This window comes from Candidatus Falkowbacteria bacterium, from assembly GCA_018674305.1.
Lineage (GTDB): Bacteria > Patescibacteriota > Patescibacteriia > UBA11705 > JABHMO01 > JABMRF01.
Genome location: JABHAL010000004.1, coordinates 50,194 through 70,569, shown reverse-complemented (window position 1 = coordinate 70,569; position 20,376 = coordinate 50,194). Strand labels below are relative to the sequence as shown.

The following is a 20,376-nucleotide window of genomic DNA, read 5'->3' as shown; positions in this document are numbered from 1 at the left end:
TTTAGGTTTAATAACTCGGAGGTGATATATGGAAAGGTATCGAGTAAAGATTTTTAGTTGTACTGATGAAGCGGTTTCTCATAGTTCAGCAGTAAGCCAACTTAATCAAGAATTGGAGGCGTGGCTCAGTGAAAATGAAGGTAAAATTTTCTATGACAACGATGATATTGAGTGGCGAACAGTAGGCGCCGGAGCTGGTGCTGGTAGTAGCCACACTACAAATGTGAATGTGGTTTTTGCAATCACGGTGGTTATTAAATACCAGTTGCTGAACGAAGAAGAACATTAAGACAAACGAAAAACGCGACCATGTCGCGTTTCTTTTTTTACTTTATTTTCCTAAGTTGCCTTTGATATTTAATCGCAAAGCGATGTGCTTCATCGCGAACTTGAATTAAAAGTTTTTTGTTTTCTTTGATCCAGGATTCAATTGATTTGTCAGAAATGAAAAACTGATTTTTTTTACGATCTTTTCCTTTGGCAATTCCTACGATTGGGATTTGTTTTTGTGTGTTAATTTTTTTTCTTTCTTGCTTTTCTTCTTTTTTGCTTTTTTGAAGTATCTTAATTGCTGTAGATATTTGTGGCTTACCGCCGTCGACAAGAATTAAGTCTGGCAGAGGCCAGTCGGAGTGCTTCAATCTTCGATTCAAAACTTCAGCCAGACAATCAACATCACTTTGGCCCTTAACAGTTTTTATTTTGAATTTTTTGTAATCTTTTTTACTTGGTGCTCCGTGGAGAAAGGTAACTAAACTTCCAACTTTGCCAGTTGAGCCAAGGTTAGAGATATCATAACCTTCGATTCTAGAAATTCGAAACTTGAAATTAGAAATTCGGGTAGTTTTGAATAAAGAATCACTAAGCAGGGCAACATCTTGAATTTTTTTCAAGTTATTGATTTGGTCGCGTAGGCGAGCTGCTTCTTCATATTCTTCTTCTTTACTCGCAACTTTCATGTTTTTTTTGAGATCTTTTATTACTTGATCTTTTTTGCCAGAAAGAAAGGCCATTAGTGGGCGGATAACTTTTTGTTTGTATTTCTGAGCAGTAATTTCACCAGTGCAAACCCCAAGACATTGTTCGATTTGATTATAAAAGCAAGGTTTGTCTTGATTTGGTTTACAATCAGAATAGTTAAAAAGCTTACGCAAAAGTTTGAGTGCTTCCTTGGTATTTAAACCTGGAAAAGGACCCCATAATTTTTGGTAATTAGTAATTTCATGAGCACGAATAGATTTTAAAATGGGAAAATAATCTTTAGTTAAATATAAATAATTCCAGCTCTTGTCATCTTTGCCAAGGACGTTGTATTTCGGTTGATGTTTTTTTATGTAATTGGCTTCGAAAATAATGGCTTCCAAAACTGAGTCTGTTACGACCCACTTAATGTTGGAAACTTCGTGAATAAAAGTTTCAATTGGTCTAGGTGATTTTTGTCCAGTAAAGTAACTGCGAATCCGTGATTTTAGGTTTGTGGCTTTGCCAACATAAATAAGAGCCCTTTGTTTATTATAAAAAAGGTATATACCAGGTTTGGTTGGTGCTTTGGTGAGTTTTTGTTTTAAGTTGGGCATGTTTCAAGATTTTAATATTCGTTTTAAGTATTGTCCGGTCCAGCTTGGTCCATATCTAGCAACTTCCTCTGGGGTGCCAACTTTTACAACTTCGCCACCACCATCACCACCTTCAGGTCCAAGGTCAATCAGCCAGTCAGCGCATTTGATGATGTCGAGATTATGTTCAATTATCATGGCTGTGTTTCCTTGTGAAACTAATCGTTGAATGACATCAAGAAGTTTTTTGACATCATCATAATGCAGTCCAACGGTAGGCTCGTCCATTAAATATAAAGTATTGGTTGTATTTCTTTTTGCTAATTCTCGACTTAGTTTAATCCGTTGGGCTTCACCACCCGAGAGGGTGGTGGCTGACTGGCCAAGTGTTAGGTAGTCAAGACCAACTTCACTAAGAACCTTTAGTTTGTCGTAAATAAAAGGTACGTCACGGAAAAAAACTTTTGATTCTTCAATCGTCATACTCAGAACATCGGAAATGTTTTTTCCTTTGTAATGAACTTGCAAAGTTTCTTTGTTGTAACGTTTGCCTTTACATATATCACAAATAACTTCTACGCTGGGTAGAAAATGCATTTCTATTTGCAAGTGACCACGACCTTCACAGTTTTCGCAACGTCCGCCGGGCTTATTAAAACTGAAGCGACCAACGTTATAACCGCGAATACGAGCTTCTTGAGTTGAAGCAAAAATATCACGAATATAATCAAACGCTTTGGTGTAAGTTGCAGGGTTTGATCTAGGGGTACGGCCGATTGGTGCTTGGTTGATTTTGATAACTTTATCAATACTCTCGATTCCTGTTACAGATTTGTGTTTACCAACCCATTTATTCATGCGGAATTTCTTGTTTTGAATAGCACGATACAAAGTGTCGTGCATTAAGGTTGACTTACCTGATCCGGATACACCGGTCAAACAAATTAAACGGCGAAGGGGAATTTCTACCTTGATGTTTTTTAGATTATGTTCTTTGGCCCCAGTAATTTTTATGACGGGAGTTTTTTTATCAACTTTTCGCCGGCGCTCTGGTAGTGAAATTGATTTTTCGTTTCTTAAATATTGACCTGTTAAAGAATCTTTTGCGGAACCTTGAGTTTGACAATCGAGTGCTATTTTCGGTAAAGCCTGTTTTGAATCAAGAATATTATTTAAGGGGCCGTTGTAGACAATTTTACCGCCGTGCACTCCAGCAGCTGGACCAATATCAACCAGCCAGTCACTGGTCAAGATTGTGTTTTCATCATGTTCAACAATTATAATAGTATTGCCAGTATCGCACAGATTTCTCAGTGTTGAAATTAGTTGATCGTTATCTTTTTGATGTAAACCAATAGTTGGTTCATCTAAGATATAAAGTGCTCCAACCAGTTTGGTGCTGACCTGAGATGCTAGGCGAATGCGTTGCGCTTCACCACCAGAAAGTGTTCCGCCACGCCGGTTTAAAGTTAAATAGTGCAAGCCGACATCAAGCATAAACTGTAAACGGGTTCTCACCTCTCCGATAATAACTCCTGCAATTTCGAGTTGTTTAGCGGTGAGTTTTTTTTCTAGTAAGATAATAAATTCCAATGCTTCTCGTATATTGAGGTCGGTTGTTTGGCAAATGTTTTTTTTGTTGATTTTTACGCTTAGGGCATTTTCGTTTAGACGCTTGCCCTCGCACTTAGGACACACTTCTTCGCTGAATAATTCTTTTGTGCCAAGGCCTGTACAATAGTTACAATATCCATAAGGACTATTAAAACTAAAAAGACGGGGCTCGATTTCTGGAAAACTATAACCATCATGCGGACAAGAATAGTCTGTGCTGAATATTTTTTCTTCACTGTTTGGATAAATAACGGTACAAAGACCATCGGATAGTTCAGCTGCATTTTCCACTGCTTCAGCAATCCTTTGCAAAACAGAAGGACTTTGTTCAATCGTGTCTGGATTAATAAGGGTGATTTTATCGATTACAATTTCAATAGTATGCTTTTTATTTTTGGTTAATACAACTCTATTCTTAAGCGATTTAAATTTTCCGTCAATACGAGCCTCAACAAAACCGTTGTTATAAATATCATAAAGTAATTGGTGATATTCTCCTTTGCGACCGCGAACAATTGGTGAAAGTATCGATAAAGTTGTTGTTTTGTTCTTTTCTTCTTTAGTATTTTTAAGTCGTTCAATCAAGTGGTCGTTAATTTCATCAGTAGTGACTTTTTCTAGTGGCGTCTGACACAAAGGACAATAGGGTTGTCCGATTTTTGCATATAGAATTCTTAAATAATCATAAACTTCCGTGATTGTTGCCACGGTTGAGCGAGGATTGGAACTATGAGCTTTTTGATCTATAGAAATAGCTGGAGATAGCCCTGATATTTCGTTTACGTCCGGTTTATTCATACCACCTAGAAATTGGCGCGCGTAAGAAGATAAACTTTCCAGATATCGGCGTTGGCCTTCAGCGAAAATCGTATCAAAAGCCAGGCTGGATTTTCCCGAACCAGAAATACCGGTGAATACAATCATTTTGTTACGAGGAATTTCCAAGTTAACATTTCTCAGATTATGTTCACGTGCACCCTTGATTGTGATTTTGGTTTCCATGTGAATTGATTTCTGATTGTACTTACTTATTAGCTAGTTGACCGCACGCTGCATTAATATCTTGTCCAAAGCTGTGACGTTCAGTTACATTAATGCCTGCCACTTGCAAAATAGATTTAAATTTTTGGAATTTATTAATTGGAGTTGGCGAGAATGCGCTATTACTTGGATTGTATTTTACCAGGTTAACCATGTATAAGTGGTTATCAAGAAGTGTGGCAAGTTCTCGAGCATGTTCTGGTTTATCATTAACATCTTTTAATAATAAATATTCAAACATTACTTTTCGGTTAGTCTTAGTAACATATTGATCGACGGCTACCATGATTTTGTTAACAGAATACTTTTTGTTAATAGTCATTATTTGATTGCGAACTTTGTCGTTAGGCGCATGCAACGAGATGGCCAGGTTTATCTGCAGTGGCTGATTAGCTAATTTTTTAATTCCTTCAGTAATACCGCAGGTTGAAATAGAAATTCTACGTGCTCCGATATTGAAAAAGTCGGGGCTGTTGATTATTGAAATAGATTTCATTACATTGTCATAGTTTAAGAATGGTTCACCCATCCCCATAAAAACAACATTGGTGATTTTTCTTTTTGATTTTTTTAAGTATCTTGCCCAAAACAAAATTTGCATGATGATTTCGTCCGCTGTTAGATTTCTTGAAAATCCCATTTGGCCCGTGGCGCAGTATGAACAGTTCATTACGCAACCGACTTGAGTGGATAGGCAGATTGTATTACGATCGTCCTTGTGTTGCATCAGTACGGTTTCAATCTTTTTTTCGTCTTCAAGTTCAATAACTGTTTTGCAAGTTTGTTGATCAGTGGAATGAAAATTTTCACCGGCAATGTTTATAGGTAAACTTTGTTCCAGTTCCTTCAAAAGGTCCTTGGGTAGGGTAGTAGCGTCTGACCATTCAGAAATATAATCACCCCAAATTGCATGATGAATTTGTTTTTTTCTGAAATTAGGTAAATGATTTAGGTTTTCAGGTAATTGATAGAGCATAAGCTAAAAGCCCCCTATTCTGCTTTGGCAGGGGGGTAGGTTAAATTTATTGTTATGGGTCTGTTACCGAATGCAGCTTCTACTGCAATTTTCAAATTTTGGCTATAATCTCCAAAAATCTTCTCGCTAATATTACCATATTACCTCAAAAATTTTTGAAGATTCTATCATAATATTTGAAAATTTCGTTACGAACTTGCATTCGGTAACAGACCCGTTATTAGTATAGAAGAGCTGTTCCTTTTTGTCAAAACATTTTAGTCGTTTTGTTGCTAAAATTACATTATTAGCACTTGTGACGGTTGACAACTATTTTTCTTTATGCTATAATTTTCAGTTGTATATAATATATAACAGTGGAGGAGAGATTGATTAGATTTCTTTTTCTTCTTCTCGGTTTATTGGTTGGCCAATTCTTTCGATTACGCTTGCCAAAGGCAGGTAGGATCGAGCATCCCGTATACAAAGGCGGGAAGATGGTTGATCGGTGGATCAGAGAAGTCGCCACATCGCCGTATCCCTCGGGGTACACTTAAGGGAAATTTCTCACATGCGCTCAAGTTAAGGACTTGGGCGCTTTTTTTATATTTTCATTTTCAATAGTCGAATTTCGTCGCGAAGTACAGCGGCCAATTCAAATTCCAGTTTTTGAGCAGCTTCTTTCATTTGCGTTTCTTTATCTTTAATGATTTGTTTAATTGGTCGATCGTCTCCTTGCAAGTCAATAGCCAGAGTTTCCTGTAATTGTTTTTTTTCTTTCTTGGTTTTTTTCTTCACTGTAAGTCCGAATTCTTCAAGTATATTTTGAATAGCTTTTTGAATTGTCTTGGGGGTGATACCATGTTTTTTGTTGTAGGATAATTGTTTGTTTCGGCGACGTTTGGTTTCTTTTACTGCACGTTTAATTGAACCAGTGATGTTGTCAGCGTAAAGCAAAACTCTACCGTTTACATTTCTAGCTGCTCGGCCAATGGTTTGAATTAAGCTGGTGTCGTTTCTTAAAAACCCTTCTTTGTCAGCATCAAGAATAGCAACCAGTGAAACTTCTGGGATGTCCAGTCCTTCACGAAGTAAATTTACTCCGATTAAAACATCAATTTTACCGTTCCTAAGATCTGTGATGATTTGAATTCTTTCTAGGGTGTCGATATCACTGTGTAGATATGAAACTTGTATTTTCTTTTTCTTCAGATACTCAGCTAGGTCTTCAGCCATTTTCTTTGTTAATGTCGTAACTAGCGTTCTCTCTTTTAGCTTGATCTGTTTTTCTATTTCTAATATTAAATCTTCAATCTGAGTTTTTGTGTGTGTTTTATTTTTTAATTTTCCCTTTTTAATTTTTCCTTGCTCCTTGCTCCTTGATTCTTGCTCCTTACCAGAGATTGGTCTGATGTCAACTTCTGGATCAATTAGGCCGGTTGGGCGAACGATCTGTTCAACGACTTTATTCGAGCTTTTTGTTTCAAATTCTGTTGGAGTGGCGGAGGTGTATATTGTTGAATCGTTTTTTCTTTCAAATTCCTCGAACTTAAGTGGTCGGTTGTCTTTGGCGCTGGGTAGTCTAAACCCGTGTTCAACTAAAGTACTTTTACGTGCCTGATCACCGTTATACATGGCCCGGATTTGAGGTAGCGCAACATGAGACTCGTCAATTACAGTTAGAAACTTTTTATTGTTAGCTTTGAAATAATCCATTAGGTTAAATGGCGCTTCTCCAGGTTTTCTATTATCAAAATGCCGAGAGTAATTTTCAATTCCACTGCAGTAACCAACATTTTTGATCATCTCTAAATCATATTTTACTCGACGTTTCAATCTCTCATATTCCAATAATTTTTTTTGTTTTTTGAATATAGCAAGCTGTTCTTTTAGTTCAGCGCGAATTGTTTGAAAAGCTTTTTGTTTAATGTCTTCATTAATTACATAATGCACGGCTGGGAAAAGCCAGATACCTGGTAGTTCGCGTTTAACTTTTCGGGTAATCGGATCGAGTGATTCAATTAGGTCGATTTTATCAGAAATTTCAAAGCGAAAGATAATATTTTCGTTAATCGGCATGATCTCAAATATTTGCCCACGCATTCTGAAAGTGCCGCGTTTCAAATCAGAATTTGTTCTAGTAAATTGCATGTCAATCAGTTGTTCCAGCATTTCACGCCTATCTAGTTTTTGATTCTTGGTTAAGTGCAAGGTTATTTTTTTATATTCTTCTGGTGAGCCTAAACCATAGATGGCAGAAACTGAAGCAACAATAATTACATCTTTGCGAGTTAAGAGTGATTGCGTGCAGGCGTGACGAAGTCGTTCAATCTCTTCATTAATTTGGGCTTCTTTTTCTATGTAAGTATCAGATGACGGTAGATAAGCTTCTGGTTGATAATAATCATAATAGCTGACAAAATATTCCACTGCGTTGTCTGGAAAGAACTGACGAAACTCACTACATAGTTGAGCGGCTAGAGTTTTATTGTGAGCAATTATAAGAGTAGGTAATTGAGTTTTTTTAATTACGTTGGCAATGGTAAAAGTTTTACCAGACCCAGTTACACCAAGTAGTGTCTGTTTATCAAAATCAGACTTGATGCCCTGAACAAGTTTTTCGATCGCCTGTGGTTGATCACCGGCTGGTTTGAATTTGGCGTGGAGATTGAATTTCATACATTTACTTAATCATAGCAATAGAATAGCTTTTGGCAAAGACTGGGAATATAAATATACATATATATGCTAGAATAGGGTGGATGTTTTTTTATGGTTTTGACTAATTTTACGACAAAACACCTAAAAACACTTGACAGAGTGTAATAAATACACTATAATACCTGTGAAAGTGAAGTGAGTGCTGATAATTACTGATATACTAAATGTTCAGTAGATCAGTACAATTCAGTAATCAATTATATGGATAAAAAGAAAATTCGTGATAATTTAGACGACCTAAAAGATGAACATTACAAGTTGGCCATGCGTTTGATGATAGATAAAGAAGATGAGGATTTAGACCTTGACAATGAGCAGTAGGTGTGATACTATATTGAGTTATTTTACAACCAATTTAAGAGGTGAAAGATGAAAACTATTCGCAAGATTAAGATCGGCAGAATCCTGATAATTGTTGATCCCCAGCTTGATTTCATGGAAAGTGGAGCCCTGGCTGTTACGGGTGGCTCAGCTTTAATGAAGATGATCAATGCGTTGATGGCCACTGGTGAATACGATTTGATTATCGTTACCCAGGATTGGCATCCGGAAGGACATTACGAATTTGCTTCGAGACATGGTGTTGCTCCGTTCGCAATGGTTAAAAGGAACGGAGTTGAGCAGATGGTCTTTTTTGACCATTGCAAGCAGAATTCGTCCGGTGCAATGATTCATCCCTTACTTGATATGAGTAAAGTTGCTCTTATCGTTCGGAAGGGAATGGATCCGGATGTTGCTAGCCATTCCGCGTTTTTCTCGGGAGTTAATGAAAATGGTGAACGGATTACGACCGGTCTCGCGGAAAGTCTTTCTGCATATGATTTCGAAGGCATTGATGTTGTTTGTTTGGCCTTTGATGTTTGTGTGAAAGACTCTGCGAAAGATGCTAAGATGGAATTTCCTGAGGCAGAAGTAAGAGTACTTAAGGAATATTGCGCTTCAGTATTTCCTGAGAACGATGAACAAATTATCCAGGAGTTGGAAGCCGCTGAAGTGGTAGTTGTTCGATAAATAAACACATGGGAATTAGCTCATAGCTAATTCCCATTCAATAAAGTTCAGAATATATTTATGAATTTTATTGAATAATAGATCTTTACAATGAGGTTGCAAAATGAACGACAAAAAGGTTGTGATTTTTGGTGGTAGTTTTGATCCACCTACAATGGCTCACTTTGATATTGCCAAAACTCTTTCTGAGATTTTCGATCAAGTGTTAGTGGTGCCTTGTGGGGGAAGAGTCAAAAAAGACTTTGGTACAGTGACACCACTGGAAAGATCAGAAATGGTTATTATGACTTTCGGAGAATTGAAAAATGTGAAGGTTGACTTGAGTGACGTTACGAATCAAACCTTTACTCGTACTTACGATCTGGATCGCCGTTTGCGAGAGCAAATTAATGGTCAGGTTTTCCACGTTATTGGAACTGATCTAATTATAGGCGGCGCTACTGGGGAATCTGAGATTCAGAGATGCTGGTATCGCGGTCAGGAAGTTTGGGAAAACTTGAACTTTGTGATCAACAGTAGGGCTGGGTTTCCTCTCAACGAGAAGGACCTTCCTTCTAAAGCTGAGGTCTTGTCGGTGCAAGAACTTGCAGGTTCAAGTACTGAAGTCCGTGCACGACTAAAAGCAGGAAATCCAATTACAGGATTGGTAGTCCCTATTGTCGAAAAGTTTATTATTGCAAATGACCTTTACGGAGGCGAAAATGACGACTGAGTATAGATTGACGACTAAGCAGATTGACCGGGCTATTGATGCGATGGCCCTGCACCTGTATGATTATTGTAAAGCCAGCGGTATTCATGATTTGATTATTCCTGAATCCGGAGGTCTAGACAGTGCTGTAACTACGGGAGCGGCGGCGTATGCACGCGACATGGCAAAGATGGACGGTTATCGTCTGGATGTTACAGCAGTGATGATTCCCATTGAGTCCAGTCCTGATGCAGAGCGTTTGGCTCTTGATGTTATCAATCAATTTGGTGTTCATCAGATCAAGGTTGAATGGACTGAAGTATTCCGTATTGCAAACGGTAGCTACGACTGGAGAGCTCTACTTGAGCACTATGTTGAGGAAAGTCGATTTGAGCATCTACTCAATGATCTTCCTCGTTCGCCAGTTGCCAGTATTAATGAGCAGGTAAAAGAGATTCTGGTGAAAACACAGAATCAGGCTGCTCTTGATCAGTGGGACTGGTCTCGCAAGGTTGCGCAGGGAAATATCAAGGCGCGTCTGCGCATGATTACTGCGTACCACATTGCCAGGCTTATGAAGGGACTTGTTCTTTCGACCGACAATCTGTCGGAATTCTGGATGGCCTTCTGGACTATCTGCGGTGATGTTGGTGATTTCGGAATGATCCAGAATGTTCTCAAGGGAAAGGAGATGAAGGCCTTTGCCAGGCGGCTTTGTGTTCCGGAAGAGGTAATCAACCGCAAGCCGGATGCTGATCTCGGAATCAGCAAGAATGATGAAGATGAACTCCGTGCAAATTACGACGTGATCGATGAGGTTATGATCAAGCTGATTCAGGTTGGCTTTGATCCGGATGGAGACAAAAATCAGTTGAATGATCTTCCCATCATCGATGATTATCCGTATGAACTGATTCACAGTTTGGCGGAAAGAGCGTTGAACGGAGCCTTCAAGCGGCGAGGTACGCTGAATCTGGGTCGAGAAGACCTTGGTCTGCCGCACATTGAAGACATTGTTCTTTAACTGAAATCATAAGCGTCTACTTACAAAGTTAAGTAGACGTTTTTTTGTTTACGAGATTACAAGGATTCAATTTAAACATAAGTGTCATTTTTAACCCTTTGCCCACAGGAATTATTAGCTAACTTTAGCTAGTTTTTGTTTTAAATTAACAAAAAGACTTGACAATGTGTAAAAAGTACACTATGATTAAACTGTAAGACAAAAGTGTATTCATTACACTATTTCCTAAAAACATATTGTGGGGAAATTACATCTTGCGTTTTTCTTCTCTGTGATTTGCTTCGGCTTTTTACAAGGAAGAATTCATAGTGAGTATAGAACTTTGACAATCATAGTTACATAAATAGGAGAAATATAATGTTGGATAAATTCGCTATTCAAGGTGGAAGCGTCATTGGATCTTATCATCACAAAGGTTTCAAGAACAATCAAGATGCTTTAACTATTGCCACAACTGAACGAGTAGTTATTGGTTTAGTTAGTGATGGTTGTGGCTCAGGGAGGCATTCTGAAGTAGGAGCGAAGTTAGGAGTCCGATTTATGGCTAATCATTTACGACAGATGATTGAAATTTGTCCAGATGAATTGCCAAATGATTGGGAGTACTTTTTGAACGATGCGGCCAGGCAATTTTTGCTTAGTCTGCGTCGCTTTAATCAGTGTTTAGGGATAGTAGAAGCTCCTGACACCTATAGTTATTGGCTTTTTACTTTGGTCGGATTTATTTTGACCGAAGAAAGAACGATTATCTTTAGCTTTGGTGATGGGGTGATTTCTCTGAATGGAGAAGTTACAGAAATTGATCAAAATAATGAACCTGAATATTTAACTTATGGTTCAGCAAAAGTTAAAATTCAGCATGACCTACCAACTTCTGAAGTCGACAGTTTGCTAATTGCCACCGATGGCTTTAGTGAGTTATTTGAAAGAAGTGAGGAAGATATTTCTTTGCTTGGCAAAGAAATGAAAGTTGGAGACTTGCTAGATTTTGAAACTGGGTCAAAGTATTTGAAAAATAAAGCTTTGGTTCAAAAGCGACTGAACGTTCTTGGTAATAATCATAAACTTTTACATGACGATACAACGGTAATTCTTGTTAGAAAGCAAGAATTACAAATCCCAATCACTAATATCTAAATTCTAAACAAATACAAAGTTCAAAATTTAAATTTATTGGTTTGAACATTTGATATTATTTGATGTTTAGGATTTAGGAAATTAGAATTTCTTCCGGAGGAAGCAATGGATGTTTACATAGAAGGTAAAAAAGTCCGTCTGTCTCCCAAAGATATTTTGGGAACTGGCGGTGAGGCTCAGGTTTTCAACTGGCGAGACAAAGCAGTAAAGATTTTTCATAAACCAGAGAAAGGTTGGGAGCAAGATCGTAAAGATCTGTGGCAAATGATGCATAGGATCAAGCTTGAAAAACTGAGAAAGTTTCCTCAGAATTTGCCGAAAAATGTAATTTCACCTATCGCTCTTGCCAAAGATGTAAAAGGTGAAATTGTCGGCTATGTAATGCCTAAAGTTTCTGGCGCTGAAGTAGCTTATATGCTTTCGCAAAAGAAATTTCGCCAAGGTGGAATTGATAACTCTGAAGTAATGGAAATTTTCGGTGACTTAGGTCAGGCAGTTGATGGTTTGCATACTCGAAGTGTGATTATTGGTGACTTTAATGATTTGAATGTTCTATTCAAAGATCAAAAAAGTTACTTGATTGACACTGACAGTATGCAGTTTGCTGGTTTGCCCTGTGTTATGGCCACAGAAAGGTTTCTGGATCCTCTTTTGTTCGGACAGGACTTTTCTTCTAGAGCAGTTTTTACTTGCGAAAGTGATTACTATGCTTTTGCGGTCATGCTTTTTCAAAGCCTTTTGTATGTTCATCCTTACGGTGGCATTCATAAAGGATTCAAAACCATGCTTCGTCGAGCTGAAGCAGCAGTTTCAGTTTTTGATGACCAAGTAAAGTATCCCAAAGCGGCAATTCATTATGGGGTTTTGCCGGATGAGTTACTTAACTACTTTAGCTTGCTCTTTGACGATAAACAAAGAGCTAAGCTAGATCTTAATCTACTGAAAAGTATTCGGTGGACGGAGTGTGCTAAGTGCGGAGTTTATCATGCTCGTCGTGTTTGTCCGACTTGTGTGCAAAGGGACCCGGCATTAGTACAAGCTACAGTAATAAACGGTAGTTGTACTGCGACGAGGGTGTTTCAAACCAGAGGTAGAATTATTTTAGCCGAATTGCAGGGACCTAAACTGCGTTATCTTTACGAAGAAGGTGATACTCTTCGCCGGGAAACCCAACAAAAAGTGATTTTGGAAAAAGCTGATCGAACAATGCGTTTTGCCTTGATGGGAGACCGTACTTTGATTGGCTCCGGTAAAAAGATTGCTGTAATTCGTAATGAAAAGGTTGAACAGATAATTCCCGTTGGTGGTCTTGGTAAGTTGCCAATGTTTACCAGTAATCAATCTGATTTTTTTACCCTCTCCGGTGATTACCTAGCTGAAAATGATCAGGAAATCGTGGGACAGATTCTGGAAAATCAGACTTGGTTCAAAGTTGGACCAGATTTCGGCTTTGGTTTTTACCGAGTCGGACTTAAGACTGTTTACTTTGTCTTTGATGCTCACAAGGGGTTTCTTAATGACAACGTGAAGTTACCTGAGATTAAAGGACAGTTGGTTGACGCGGAATGCTATTTTACTCATGATTCAGTTTTATTCACTTTGTCTCGGGTAGAAAATGGTAAGACTATTAACGTTATTTACCTTCTCGATAAGAACGGTAAGTTAATTGCTGAAAGAGAAGAGGAGGCAGACAATAGTCGATCGTTAAAGACAATTCGTGGCAAAGCACTTGGTGGTAACAATGTACTATGTGCAACTGATGAGGGTTTGCTTTTACTAAATCCTGAAAATGGTTACTTTGTTGAAGCTAAACTTTTTTCTGACACAGAAAAGTTTGTTGATGAATCATGTGAATTAATTTCAGCAGCAGGAGGAGTTTACGTAATTTCTGAAAAGGAGATTCGTCTTCTTCGCTTGAGTTAATGTTATTACTTTTACCTTTTAACTTTTTAGGAGCCTATTATGAGTAATGCTAAAATTTTTCCGTTTCCGAGTTTTTATGACGCTAGCAAGGTTGGCGATCTGTATCTTTCTCGTAAGGCGATGGTTGCTGAGGAGGCAACTGATTTTGCCAAGGTGCATGGCTTGAAGCCGTCAGTAGATGATAAATTCAAAATTGCACTTTTCGGTATTGATGTACAGAATGATTTTTGTTTGACTTCTGGTAGTTTGTCTGTCCCTGGCGCAATGGAAGACAGTGCCAGATTGTGTGAGTTCATTTACAAAAATCTGGGGCTGATCACAGAGATGCATTTTTCTCTGGATACGCACAAAGCTTACCAGATTTTCCATCCTTCTTTCTGGATTGAGAGTGCAACCGGCAAGCACCCTGCTCCGTTCACGCTCATTTCTGTTGCGGATATTAAGAGTGGCAAGTATGTGCCAGCACTTTATCCGCATGAGTGCATTGCATATTGCGAGGAGCTTGAGAAAACTGGCAAATATATGCTTTGCGTTTGGCCGTATCACACCATGCTTGGTTGTGTTGGGCATGCGATGGTTCCGGCAGTTTTTGAAGCAGCTATGTTCCATGCAGTAGCTCGTCGCAAGCAGACCAAGTTTGAGACCAAGGGTGTTCATCCTCTGACTGAGAACTATTCAGTTCTTTCGCCTGAAGTGAAGGATGTGGCTGGTCGAGTGGTTGGCCAGTTCAATACCAAGTTCTTCAAGGCTTTGATGGAAAATGATCGGATCTACATTGCTGGTCAGGCTTCCAGTCATTGCGTTAAGACCACGATTGAAGACTTGCTGCGTGAAATTAACGCTGTTGATCCTAGTCTGGTGGACAAGGTTTATATTCTGGAGGATTGCATGTCTCCGGTTCCGGCCGTGACTGATCCTAATACTGGTGCAGTTATCGTTGACTTCCCGCAGATGGCCAAGGATGCGCTGGATGATTTCCGCGCTGCGGGTATGCACGTAGTCAAGTCTACTGACGTTATCGACATCGCTGCGTAAACCTAAAAATAACAAACCCTCCTCCGACTTAAGTCGGAGGAGGGAACCGTCTTTGTCTGAGTTAATTTCTTGTGTTTAACTTTCAACTTTAATCTTTTAACTCATAGGAGATTATTATGAGTAAACCTGATATTGGTACTGTAAAAAGTGTTCTAGGTGATGCAGCTGATCATGGGATCATCTCTTTGCCATCGCGTGACCTAATGTGCGTAAGTCTTGATGATAATGTTCTCATGGGTTGCGATGGATTGGACCTTGATGAGATCGATGCAACTGAAGTTGCCTTGGTAAGTCTCTTGATTGATGACTCAAGTTCTATGTGGGATGTTGTTGGTGCGGTTATTGATGGCCAGAATGCTTTGATTGAAGCGCTGGTTGATTCCAAACAGAAGGATTCATTTTTGCTTGGAATGTGGGCCTTGAACAGAGACAACCCTTATCACTCTTATCTGAAAGTTGTGGATGCTGAAAAATTGGATAATAAAAGTTACCATCCTGGTGGTTGCACTCCTCTTTATGACAAGTGGGTTGAGACTTTGTCTGCTAATGTTACTTATGCTCAGCAGCTTCGCGACTCTGGAACAACTGTGCGTAGCATTGCTGTAGTGATTACTGATGGTCAGGATTATGGCTCTCGTCAGCACACTGCTGCGGATTGTGCAACTTTGGCCAAGGATCTTCTGGATTCTGAAACCTTTGTTCTGGCTATGGTTGGATTGGGAAATCACGGATTCAAAGATGTGGCCAAGGACATGGGTATTCCGGCTGGTGCAGTTCTTGAAGCTGGTGATACCCCGTCTGATGTTCGTCGGGTTTTCCAACTGGTTAGTCAGTCTGTGATCCGCGCATCACAGGCCAAGGTTAATCCGAAGAGTGCTCAAAACAATTTCTTTACTCCGTAAAGAAAAAGCCCCACCTTTAATAGAAGGTGGGGTTTAATATTTTTTCATGGTAACTCTTCTTCTGAGAGTTGGTAATGTGCAATCTTGCATTCTTTAGCAAACTGCTTGGCTTGTTTATGTAATTTGGCTTTGGTTAATCTGTCATAAACAACTGAGCCAAGTTTATCGCACTCGTCAAATGCATAGTAGAGGATAAGATGACCAGCTGTGACTAGATATTCTCGTTTGTCTCTTTCGGTTTCAGCTTTGTCAGCTAATTGTAAACATTCATCTGAAACAATAATTGCTGTGGTTTTTAGATCTTGGCAAAAGCAATAAGTGTTGTTGAAGTAATGAGCCCTTAGCCAGTCCAAATCATCAATGCTTTGCTTGCAATGCGTTTGCCAGTCGGCGATGTCGCAAGGTCCTGGTGGGGCTTCGCATTGTTTTTTAATGATTGAACAACCATTGAACATAAAAACATAAAAACATGAAAACATAAAAACAACAATCCAAGATGAGTTCTTCATTATTTTCTCCTTTGTTGAATGAACATATTTATACTTAATTGTATGAAAATTAAGCCAAATTGTCAATTAATATATATGTTTTTTATCATTGACTAAAAATTATTAATACTATAATATATAATGTCTATGAACGGTTCTTTGTAAAAAATAAATATATGGAGGTTCTCATGCAGGACTTGAATGAATTATTCCGCAGTAAAGTTCAGGCTTGCTTTCTTGGCGTTGCCATTGGCGATGCAATGGGCATGCCCGTTGAAACTATGACTGATGATCAGATAGAAAAAGCTGTACCAGGTGGTGTTACTGGTTTTCTTGATGCTAAGCAAACTCGTTTTGATAGCATTAGTAATTTTAAAGCTGGTGAAACTACTGATGACTGGCAGTTGACTCGAGCGTTGGCAAAATCATTGATTCGTTGTAAGGGTTATGATTTTGAGGATATGCTCAAAGAGCAGATTCGTGAAGCTAATGAAAGTACTGCTGGTTGGGGAGGCTCAACGCGGAATTCTATTTTTCAGATCCAACGTTTTTTTCAGACTGATGGTCGGGAAGGCAAGGATCCGAGAAATCATAGTAATCGACCAGCGCCGAATCAGGGTTGTGGCAATGGCGTAGCTATGAAAATTGCGCCACTGGCTATGTATGTTGCCCTAGCTAATGGTGGAGTAACTGGTGGTAAAATGATGTCTATATGTGTGGAGCAGGGTATGGCCACTCATTCAGATATTCGTGCTTCGATTGCTGCTTATGCAATTTGCTGGTTAATGTCCTCATCGGTTAAGGATGAAATGGACGTTGGTTCTAGAAAGGTAGATTTGAAGTTCAAGGCTTTGGTCAAAACGGTCAGGGCTGCTGAAAAATTGTATTCAGCTTACCATGATTATACTGATAAAATTTCAGACCGGTTACAAAAGATTCATGAGAATGGTTTGCTGTCGAATCTAAATGGCTTGATTCAACAAAACGGTTGTAGTTGTTATTCCTTGGAATCAATTCCTTTTGCCATTGCAATTTTCTTTCGTAATCCAACTAACTTCCGAGCAGGTGTACTGGAAGCAGTTAACGCTGGCGGTGACACTGATACTAATGCGGCAATTGTGGGTGCGTTAATTGGAGCCAATGTTGGGTTGGAATCAATACCTGTGGAATGGCAGGAGTTTAATCGAACTTTCCGAGACGCTAAAGCGTTGGGAGTTGAATTCTTTGACACGTTTGCTGGAAGGAAATAAAAACATAAAAGTCTTGGTAACTACCAGGACTTTTTATAATTGTATAATAATGAAAAACCGCATCAACATTAAGATGTTGATGCGGTTCATGGTTGTCTAGCGGTGAGGATTGAATCTCCTCAGTCCACTGTGGATGCTGGCGGCTTCGTGCAGTTGCACACTTACTTCCAGCATTTCTTCCAACGACTCAACCAAGTACACGTTCTTGAGCCGTTGCTTCTTCAGATGTTGCTTGACCAGGGCGCGGGCCCTGATAGAGTCTTTCCGTGCAATCGGGTCATCCAAGCTTTCATCCAGGTCCATGTCGATCAGGATGACAAAGTCGCGCCGGTCATCCAGGCGAATGGCCTGGAGAATGGAGAAACCAACCTCTGCCAATGAACCAGAGCCATAGGACTCTTTGGTTACAGGGAACAGGATGATTTCATCGTTTGCCAGATGTTCAGCTTCCACCTCGGCCATGCTGGGATCCCAGTCTTCAACCACTGGGTTGAAAAAGGCGATACCTTCTTGTTCATAGCGTTTCATGAAAGTATCCCGCCAAACACTGCCACCACAAGTTCCAAACAGGCCAATTGTTACGGTACTCATAAAAGAACTCCTTCCCTACTTTTTAGATATCTAGTCTAAGGTAGTAGGTACCTAGTAAACGATTAATAATTACAACATACTTTTCACATAAAGTCAACTGTTTTGTGTAGTTTTTGTTTTAATTTACCACAATCTGGTCCCTTTGGGAAAACAAAGTCGTTTGTTTGTGACAAAAAAACCCTACTTCCAAGTGTGAAAGTAGGGTTATGTTTAAGTTTAAGCTGCTAAACCAATGTCATACTGAGTATTGGTAATAGCCTCTGGCGGACCGTGGTGTTTGGCTGGATTGTCGGACAGTTTGACTACGTAGATCCAGCGTTCAGTTCCTAACCATCGACATTTGCTGATTTTGATCACAATGGATAGGGGCTTAAATCCAACGTCATTGGATAAGAATGTTCCGATACCAAAGGATACGCCGATACGGCCATAGAACTTTTCGTGAAGTTCAACGGCCAGCTTGTCATCCAGTCCATCGCTAAAGACGATGGCCTTGCTTTTGGGGTCAATTCCCAGCCTTTCGTAATGTTTGATTATCGCTTCACCAAATTCAAATGGACAGCCACTGTCGTGACGAACTCCAGTGAAAAGCTCAGCGTAACGCTTACCAAAAGCCTCAAGGAAGTTCGCAGTGGTGAAAGTGTCGGTAAGGGCAATGCCCAGTGCACCATCGTACATACGAACCCAGGATTCTAAACCCATTTCGTTGGCCATGCGAGTACCAAACATCGCTTGGTGTGCCATGAACCATTCATGAGCATGAGTACCGAACGCCTTGAGTCCATTCTTGAAAGCAATATAGCAATTGCTCGTACCAAGGAAGTTGTCAGGAATGGTCTGTGCCATATAGAGACAAACTGCTTCCTGGGTCAGGTAAGAAACTCGACGACGGGTACCAAAGTCGATGTAAGTGAAGCCAGGACGATTGAAGTTGAAGGTCTTGTTGACCAGGTTGGTCTCAAAAGTTTCAACGTTCGGAGTCTGTCCGGTCATGTGGAAGTACAGCTCGCTGACAATCGCCAGGATGGGAACTTCCCACAGGATCGTACGATACCAGGGGCCGTTTACTTTGATAAAAAGGCGCCCCTTTCTGTCTTGTCGAACTGTAACTTCACTCGGGTCATAGCGATAGCTACTGAGAAAATCAAGATAGCTTCGCTTGAACCAGGACATGCTTTCAAAGCCTTTTCGTTCCCAGTCTTGGAGACGCATATTGCCCATGAGTCGGACCTGGCGCGTAACTGCATCGGCAAAGCCTTCTGGGTAAACCGTACCTTTCCGATCGTTAAAGTCGTACTCTACATCCAGATCGCAAAAGTTCTTTGAGCCATTGAAAGACTGTCCGAGATAGGCGCCCTGTTGCATCGTGAACTTGTACACATCTTCATCGGAAATTCCCTGAATGATCGGCTTGATTCCGGCAATGATTGCCTTGACTTCATCAGGTGTGTAGAGAATCTTCTTGATCTTTTTGCGCTCTTCTTTGAGGCGCTTCATGTCAAGCATTTTGGCCTCCGTTTTCTTGAGCTTTCTTTTTCCAAGCTCTTAGGTTTTGTTCCATTTTCTTGACTTTGTCCTGATGCGTTTCACCAGGCTTGAAGCCCAGGGTAACCGTCAATTCAGACTTGCGGATAGTAACTTTTCGTACATCGGTGTAGGCTTCATTATCCGCAATAATCATGTGTTGACGCTTTTCATCTTCCAGAACTTCAATGACAACTTCACTGGTATCAGGCACTTGAATCGGTTTGAATGGAATCGGAAACGGAGATGCAATGGTAATGCCAAAAACCTTAGCGTTGGGAGAAAAAACTTTTCCACCGGCTGCTCGGTTGTAGGCAGTCGAACCACCTGCAGAGCAAACAATTACAGCGTCACCCATGGCGAAAGTTTCCCGATCATCAAAGACCTGAGGAATAATGTTTTCACCATTCACAAAAACTCTGTGTTTTGCGGTTTGAACCCCAGAGGTTTTTGTGTATAGGTCGTTAAAAGCCAGAGTCTTATCAATTGAGCCATCAAGGTATTCAATTTCAATATCCAGCAAAGGGAATTTGATCCAGACGGCAGCTTCAATCGCTGCACGAATATCATCGTTATCACCGTGGTTATTGAGAAGAAATCCATATGTTCCCATATTGATTCCGTAAATCGGAATTCCTAGATGGGCAAACTCTTTTGCTCTTTCAATCTGAGGACCATCACCGCCAACCACTCCAATGTATTCTGACTGATGTGGCAAATAGTTGATGCCAATTTGCTTTCGAATTTTTGCAGCTTTTGCTGCTAGTGTTTCAATGTATTTTTGAAAGCTTTCCTCTTTTGTGTGCACATTGCGAGGTTTGAACCAAACAAGTGCAATTTTTTTGTCAGCCATTAGGGGCTCCTTATAAAAAAGTTGTCAAAGTTCCTACTAAGTGTATTATACACACTAAAC

At 39.8% G+C, this 20,376-nt stretch carries 17 protein-coding genes; 9 read left to right on the top strand and 8 right to left on the bottom strand.

The genetic code is table 11. The features are described 5' to 3' along the window. The first annotated feature begins 28 nt into the window (after positions 1-28). Complete coding sequence (locus HN643_01400) at positions 29-289, top strand: hypothetical protein (protein MBT7500312.1); 261 nt, start codon at positions 29-31, stop codon at positions 287-289. A gap of 37 nt (positions 290-326) precedes the next feature. Here the strand turns inward: HN643_01400 and HN643_01395 are convergent, their stop codons facing one another. The 4 genes from HN643_01395 to HN643_01380 all read right to left on the bottom strand — a co-directional run bounded on the left by HN643_01395 (position 327) and on the right by HN643_01380 (position 7,845). Beyond that, a complete protein-coding gene (locus HN643_01395; GenBank protein ID MBT7500311.1) occupies positions 327-1,577 on the bottom strand; it encodes a GIY-YIG nuclease family protein in 1,251 nt (416 codons plus the stop codon). A gap of 3 nt (positions 1,578-1,580) precedes the next feature. After that, positions 1,581-4,172: an excinuclease ABC subunit UvrA gene (uvrA, locus tag HN643_01390; GenBank protein MBT7500310.1), complete on the bottom strand. Its 2,592-nt coding sequence runs from the start codon at positions 4,170-4,172 to the stop codon at positions 1,581-1,583. A 22-nt stretch (positions 4,173-4,194) separates the two neighbouring features. After that, the gene (gene rlmN / locus HN643_01385) at positions 4,195-5,187 is read right to left on the bottom strand and encodes a 23S rRNA (adenine(2503)-C(2))-methyltransferase RlmN (protein MBT7500309.1); all 993 of its coding nucleotides are present in this window, start codon (positions 5,185-5,187) and stop codon (positions 4,195-4,197) included. A 582-nt stretch (positions 5,188-5,769) separates the two neighbouring features. Next, positions 5,770-7,845, bottom strand: a complete 2,076-nt coding sequence (locus HN643_01380) for an excinuclease ABC subunit UvrB (GenBank protein ID MBT7500308.1) — start codon at positions 7,843-7,845, stop codon at positions 5,770-5,772. A gap of 411 nt (positions 7,846-8,256) precedes the next feature. On the opposite strand from HN643_01380, the gene HN643_01375 reads away from it, so the two are divergent. The 7 genes from HN643_01375 to HN643_01345 all read left to right on the top strand — a co-directional run bounded on the left by HN643_01375 (position 8,257) and on the right by HN643_01345 (position 15,610). Next, positions 8,257-8,898 (top strand): isochorismatase family protein, encoded by a 642-nt coding sequence (locus HN643_01375; protein ID MBT7500307.1) that lies wholly within the window; start codon positions 8,257-8,259, stop codon positions 8,896-8,898. Between the two features lie 103 nt (positions 8,899-9,001). Continuing rightward, positions 9,002-9,610 (top strand): nicotinate-nicotinamide nucleotide adenylyltransferase, encoded by a 609-nt coding sequence (locus tag HN643_01370; GenBank protein ID MBT7500306.1) that lies wholly within the window; start codon positions 9,002-9,004, stop codon positions 9,608-9,610. Beyond that, a complete protein-coding gene (nadE, locus tag HN643_01365; protein MBT7500305.1) occupies positions 9,600-10,613 on the top strand; it encodes an NAD(+) synthase in 1,014 nt (337 codons plus the stop codon). Before HN643_01370 ends, nadE begins: the two co-directional genes overlap by 11 nt. A gap of 357 nt (positions 10,614-10,970) precedes the next feature. Next, entirely contained in the window at positions 10,971-11,750 is a 780-nt protein-coding gene (locus tag HN643_01360) for a hypothetical protein (GenBank protein ID MBT7500304.1), read from the top strand. 105 nt (positions 11,751-11,855) lie between these two features. Further along, positions 11,856-13,673 carry a hypothetical protein gene (locus HN643_01355; GenBank protein ID MBT7500303.1) on the top strand — a complete coding sequence of 606 codons (1,818 nt, stop codon included), beginning with the start codon at positions 11,856-11,858 and terminating at the stop codon, positions 13,671-13,673. A gap of 39 nt (positions 13,674-13,712) precedes the next feature. Further along, positions 13,713-14,708, top strand: coding sequence for a nicotinamidase (locus tag HN643_01350; protein MBT7500302.1), 996 nt, complete (start codon positions 13,713-13,715; stop codon positions 14,706-14,708). 116 nt (positions 14,709-14,824) lie between these two features. Continuing rightward, positions 14,825-15,610 (top strand): VWA domain-containing protein, encoded by a 786-nt coding sequence (locus HN643_01345; GenBank protein MBT7500301.1) that lies wholly within the window; start codon positions 14,825-14,827, stop codon positions 15,608-15,610. A 44-nt stretch (positions 15,611-15,654) separates the two neighbouring features. Here HN643_01345 and HN643_01340 read toward each other — a convergent pair whose 3' ends face one another. After that, positions 15,655-16,119 carry a hypothetical protein gene (locus HN643_01340; GenBank protein ID MBT7500300.1) on the bottom strand — a complete coding sequence of 155 codons (465 nt, stop codon included), beginning with the start codon at positions 16,117-16,119 and terminating at the stop codon, positions 15,655-15,657. Between the two features lie 167 nt (positions 16,120-16,286). Between HN643_01340 and HN643_01335 the strand changes: the two genes are divergently transcribed. Next, positions 16,287-17,348 (top strand): ADP-ribosylglycohydrolase family protein, encoded by a 1,062-nt coding sequence (locus HN643_01335; GenBank protein ID MBT7500299.1) that lies wholly within the window; start codon positions 16,287-16,289, stop codon positions 17,346-17,348. A 96-nt stretch (positions 17,349-17,444) separates the two neighbouring features. On the opposite strand, the gene HN643_01330 is transcribed toward HN643_01335, so the two are convergent. From HN643_01330 to HN643_01320, 3 genes are all read right to left on the bottom strand, one after another. Further along, complete coding sequence (locus HN643_01330) at positions 17,445-17,918, bottom strand: hypothetical protein (GenBank protein MBT7500298.1); 474 nt, start codon at positions 17,916-17,918, stop codon at positions 17,445-17,447. 237 nt (positions 17,919-18,155) lie between these two features. Further along, the gene (pncB, locus tag HN643_01325; GenBank protein ID MBT7500297.1) at positions 18,156-19,445 is read right to left on the bottom strand and encodes a nicotinate phosphoribosyltransferase; all 1,290 of its coding nucleotides are present in this window, start codon (positions 19,443-19,445) and stop codon (positions 18,156-18,158) included. Then, positions 19,438-20,316, bottom strand: a complete 879-nt coding sequence (locus HN643_01320; protein MBT7500296.1) for a hypothetical protein — start codon at positions 20,314-20,316, stop codon at positions 19,438-19,440. The genes pncB and HN643_01320 overlap by 8 nt, the downstream gene beginning before the upstream one ends. Between the last annotated feature and the right edge of the window lie 60 nt (positions 20,317-20,376).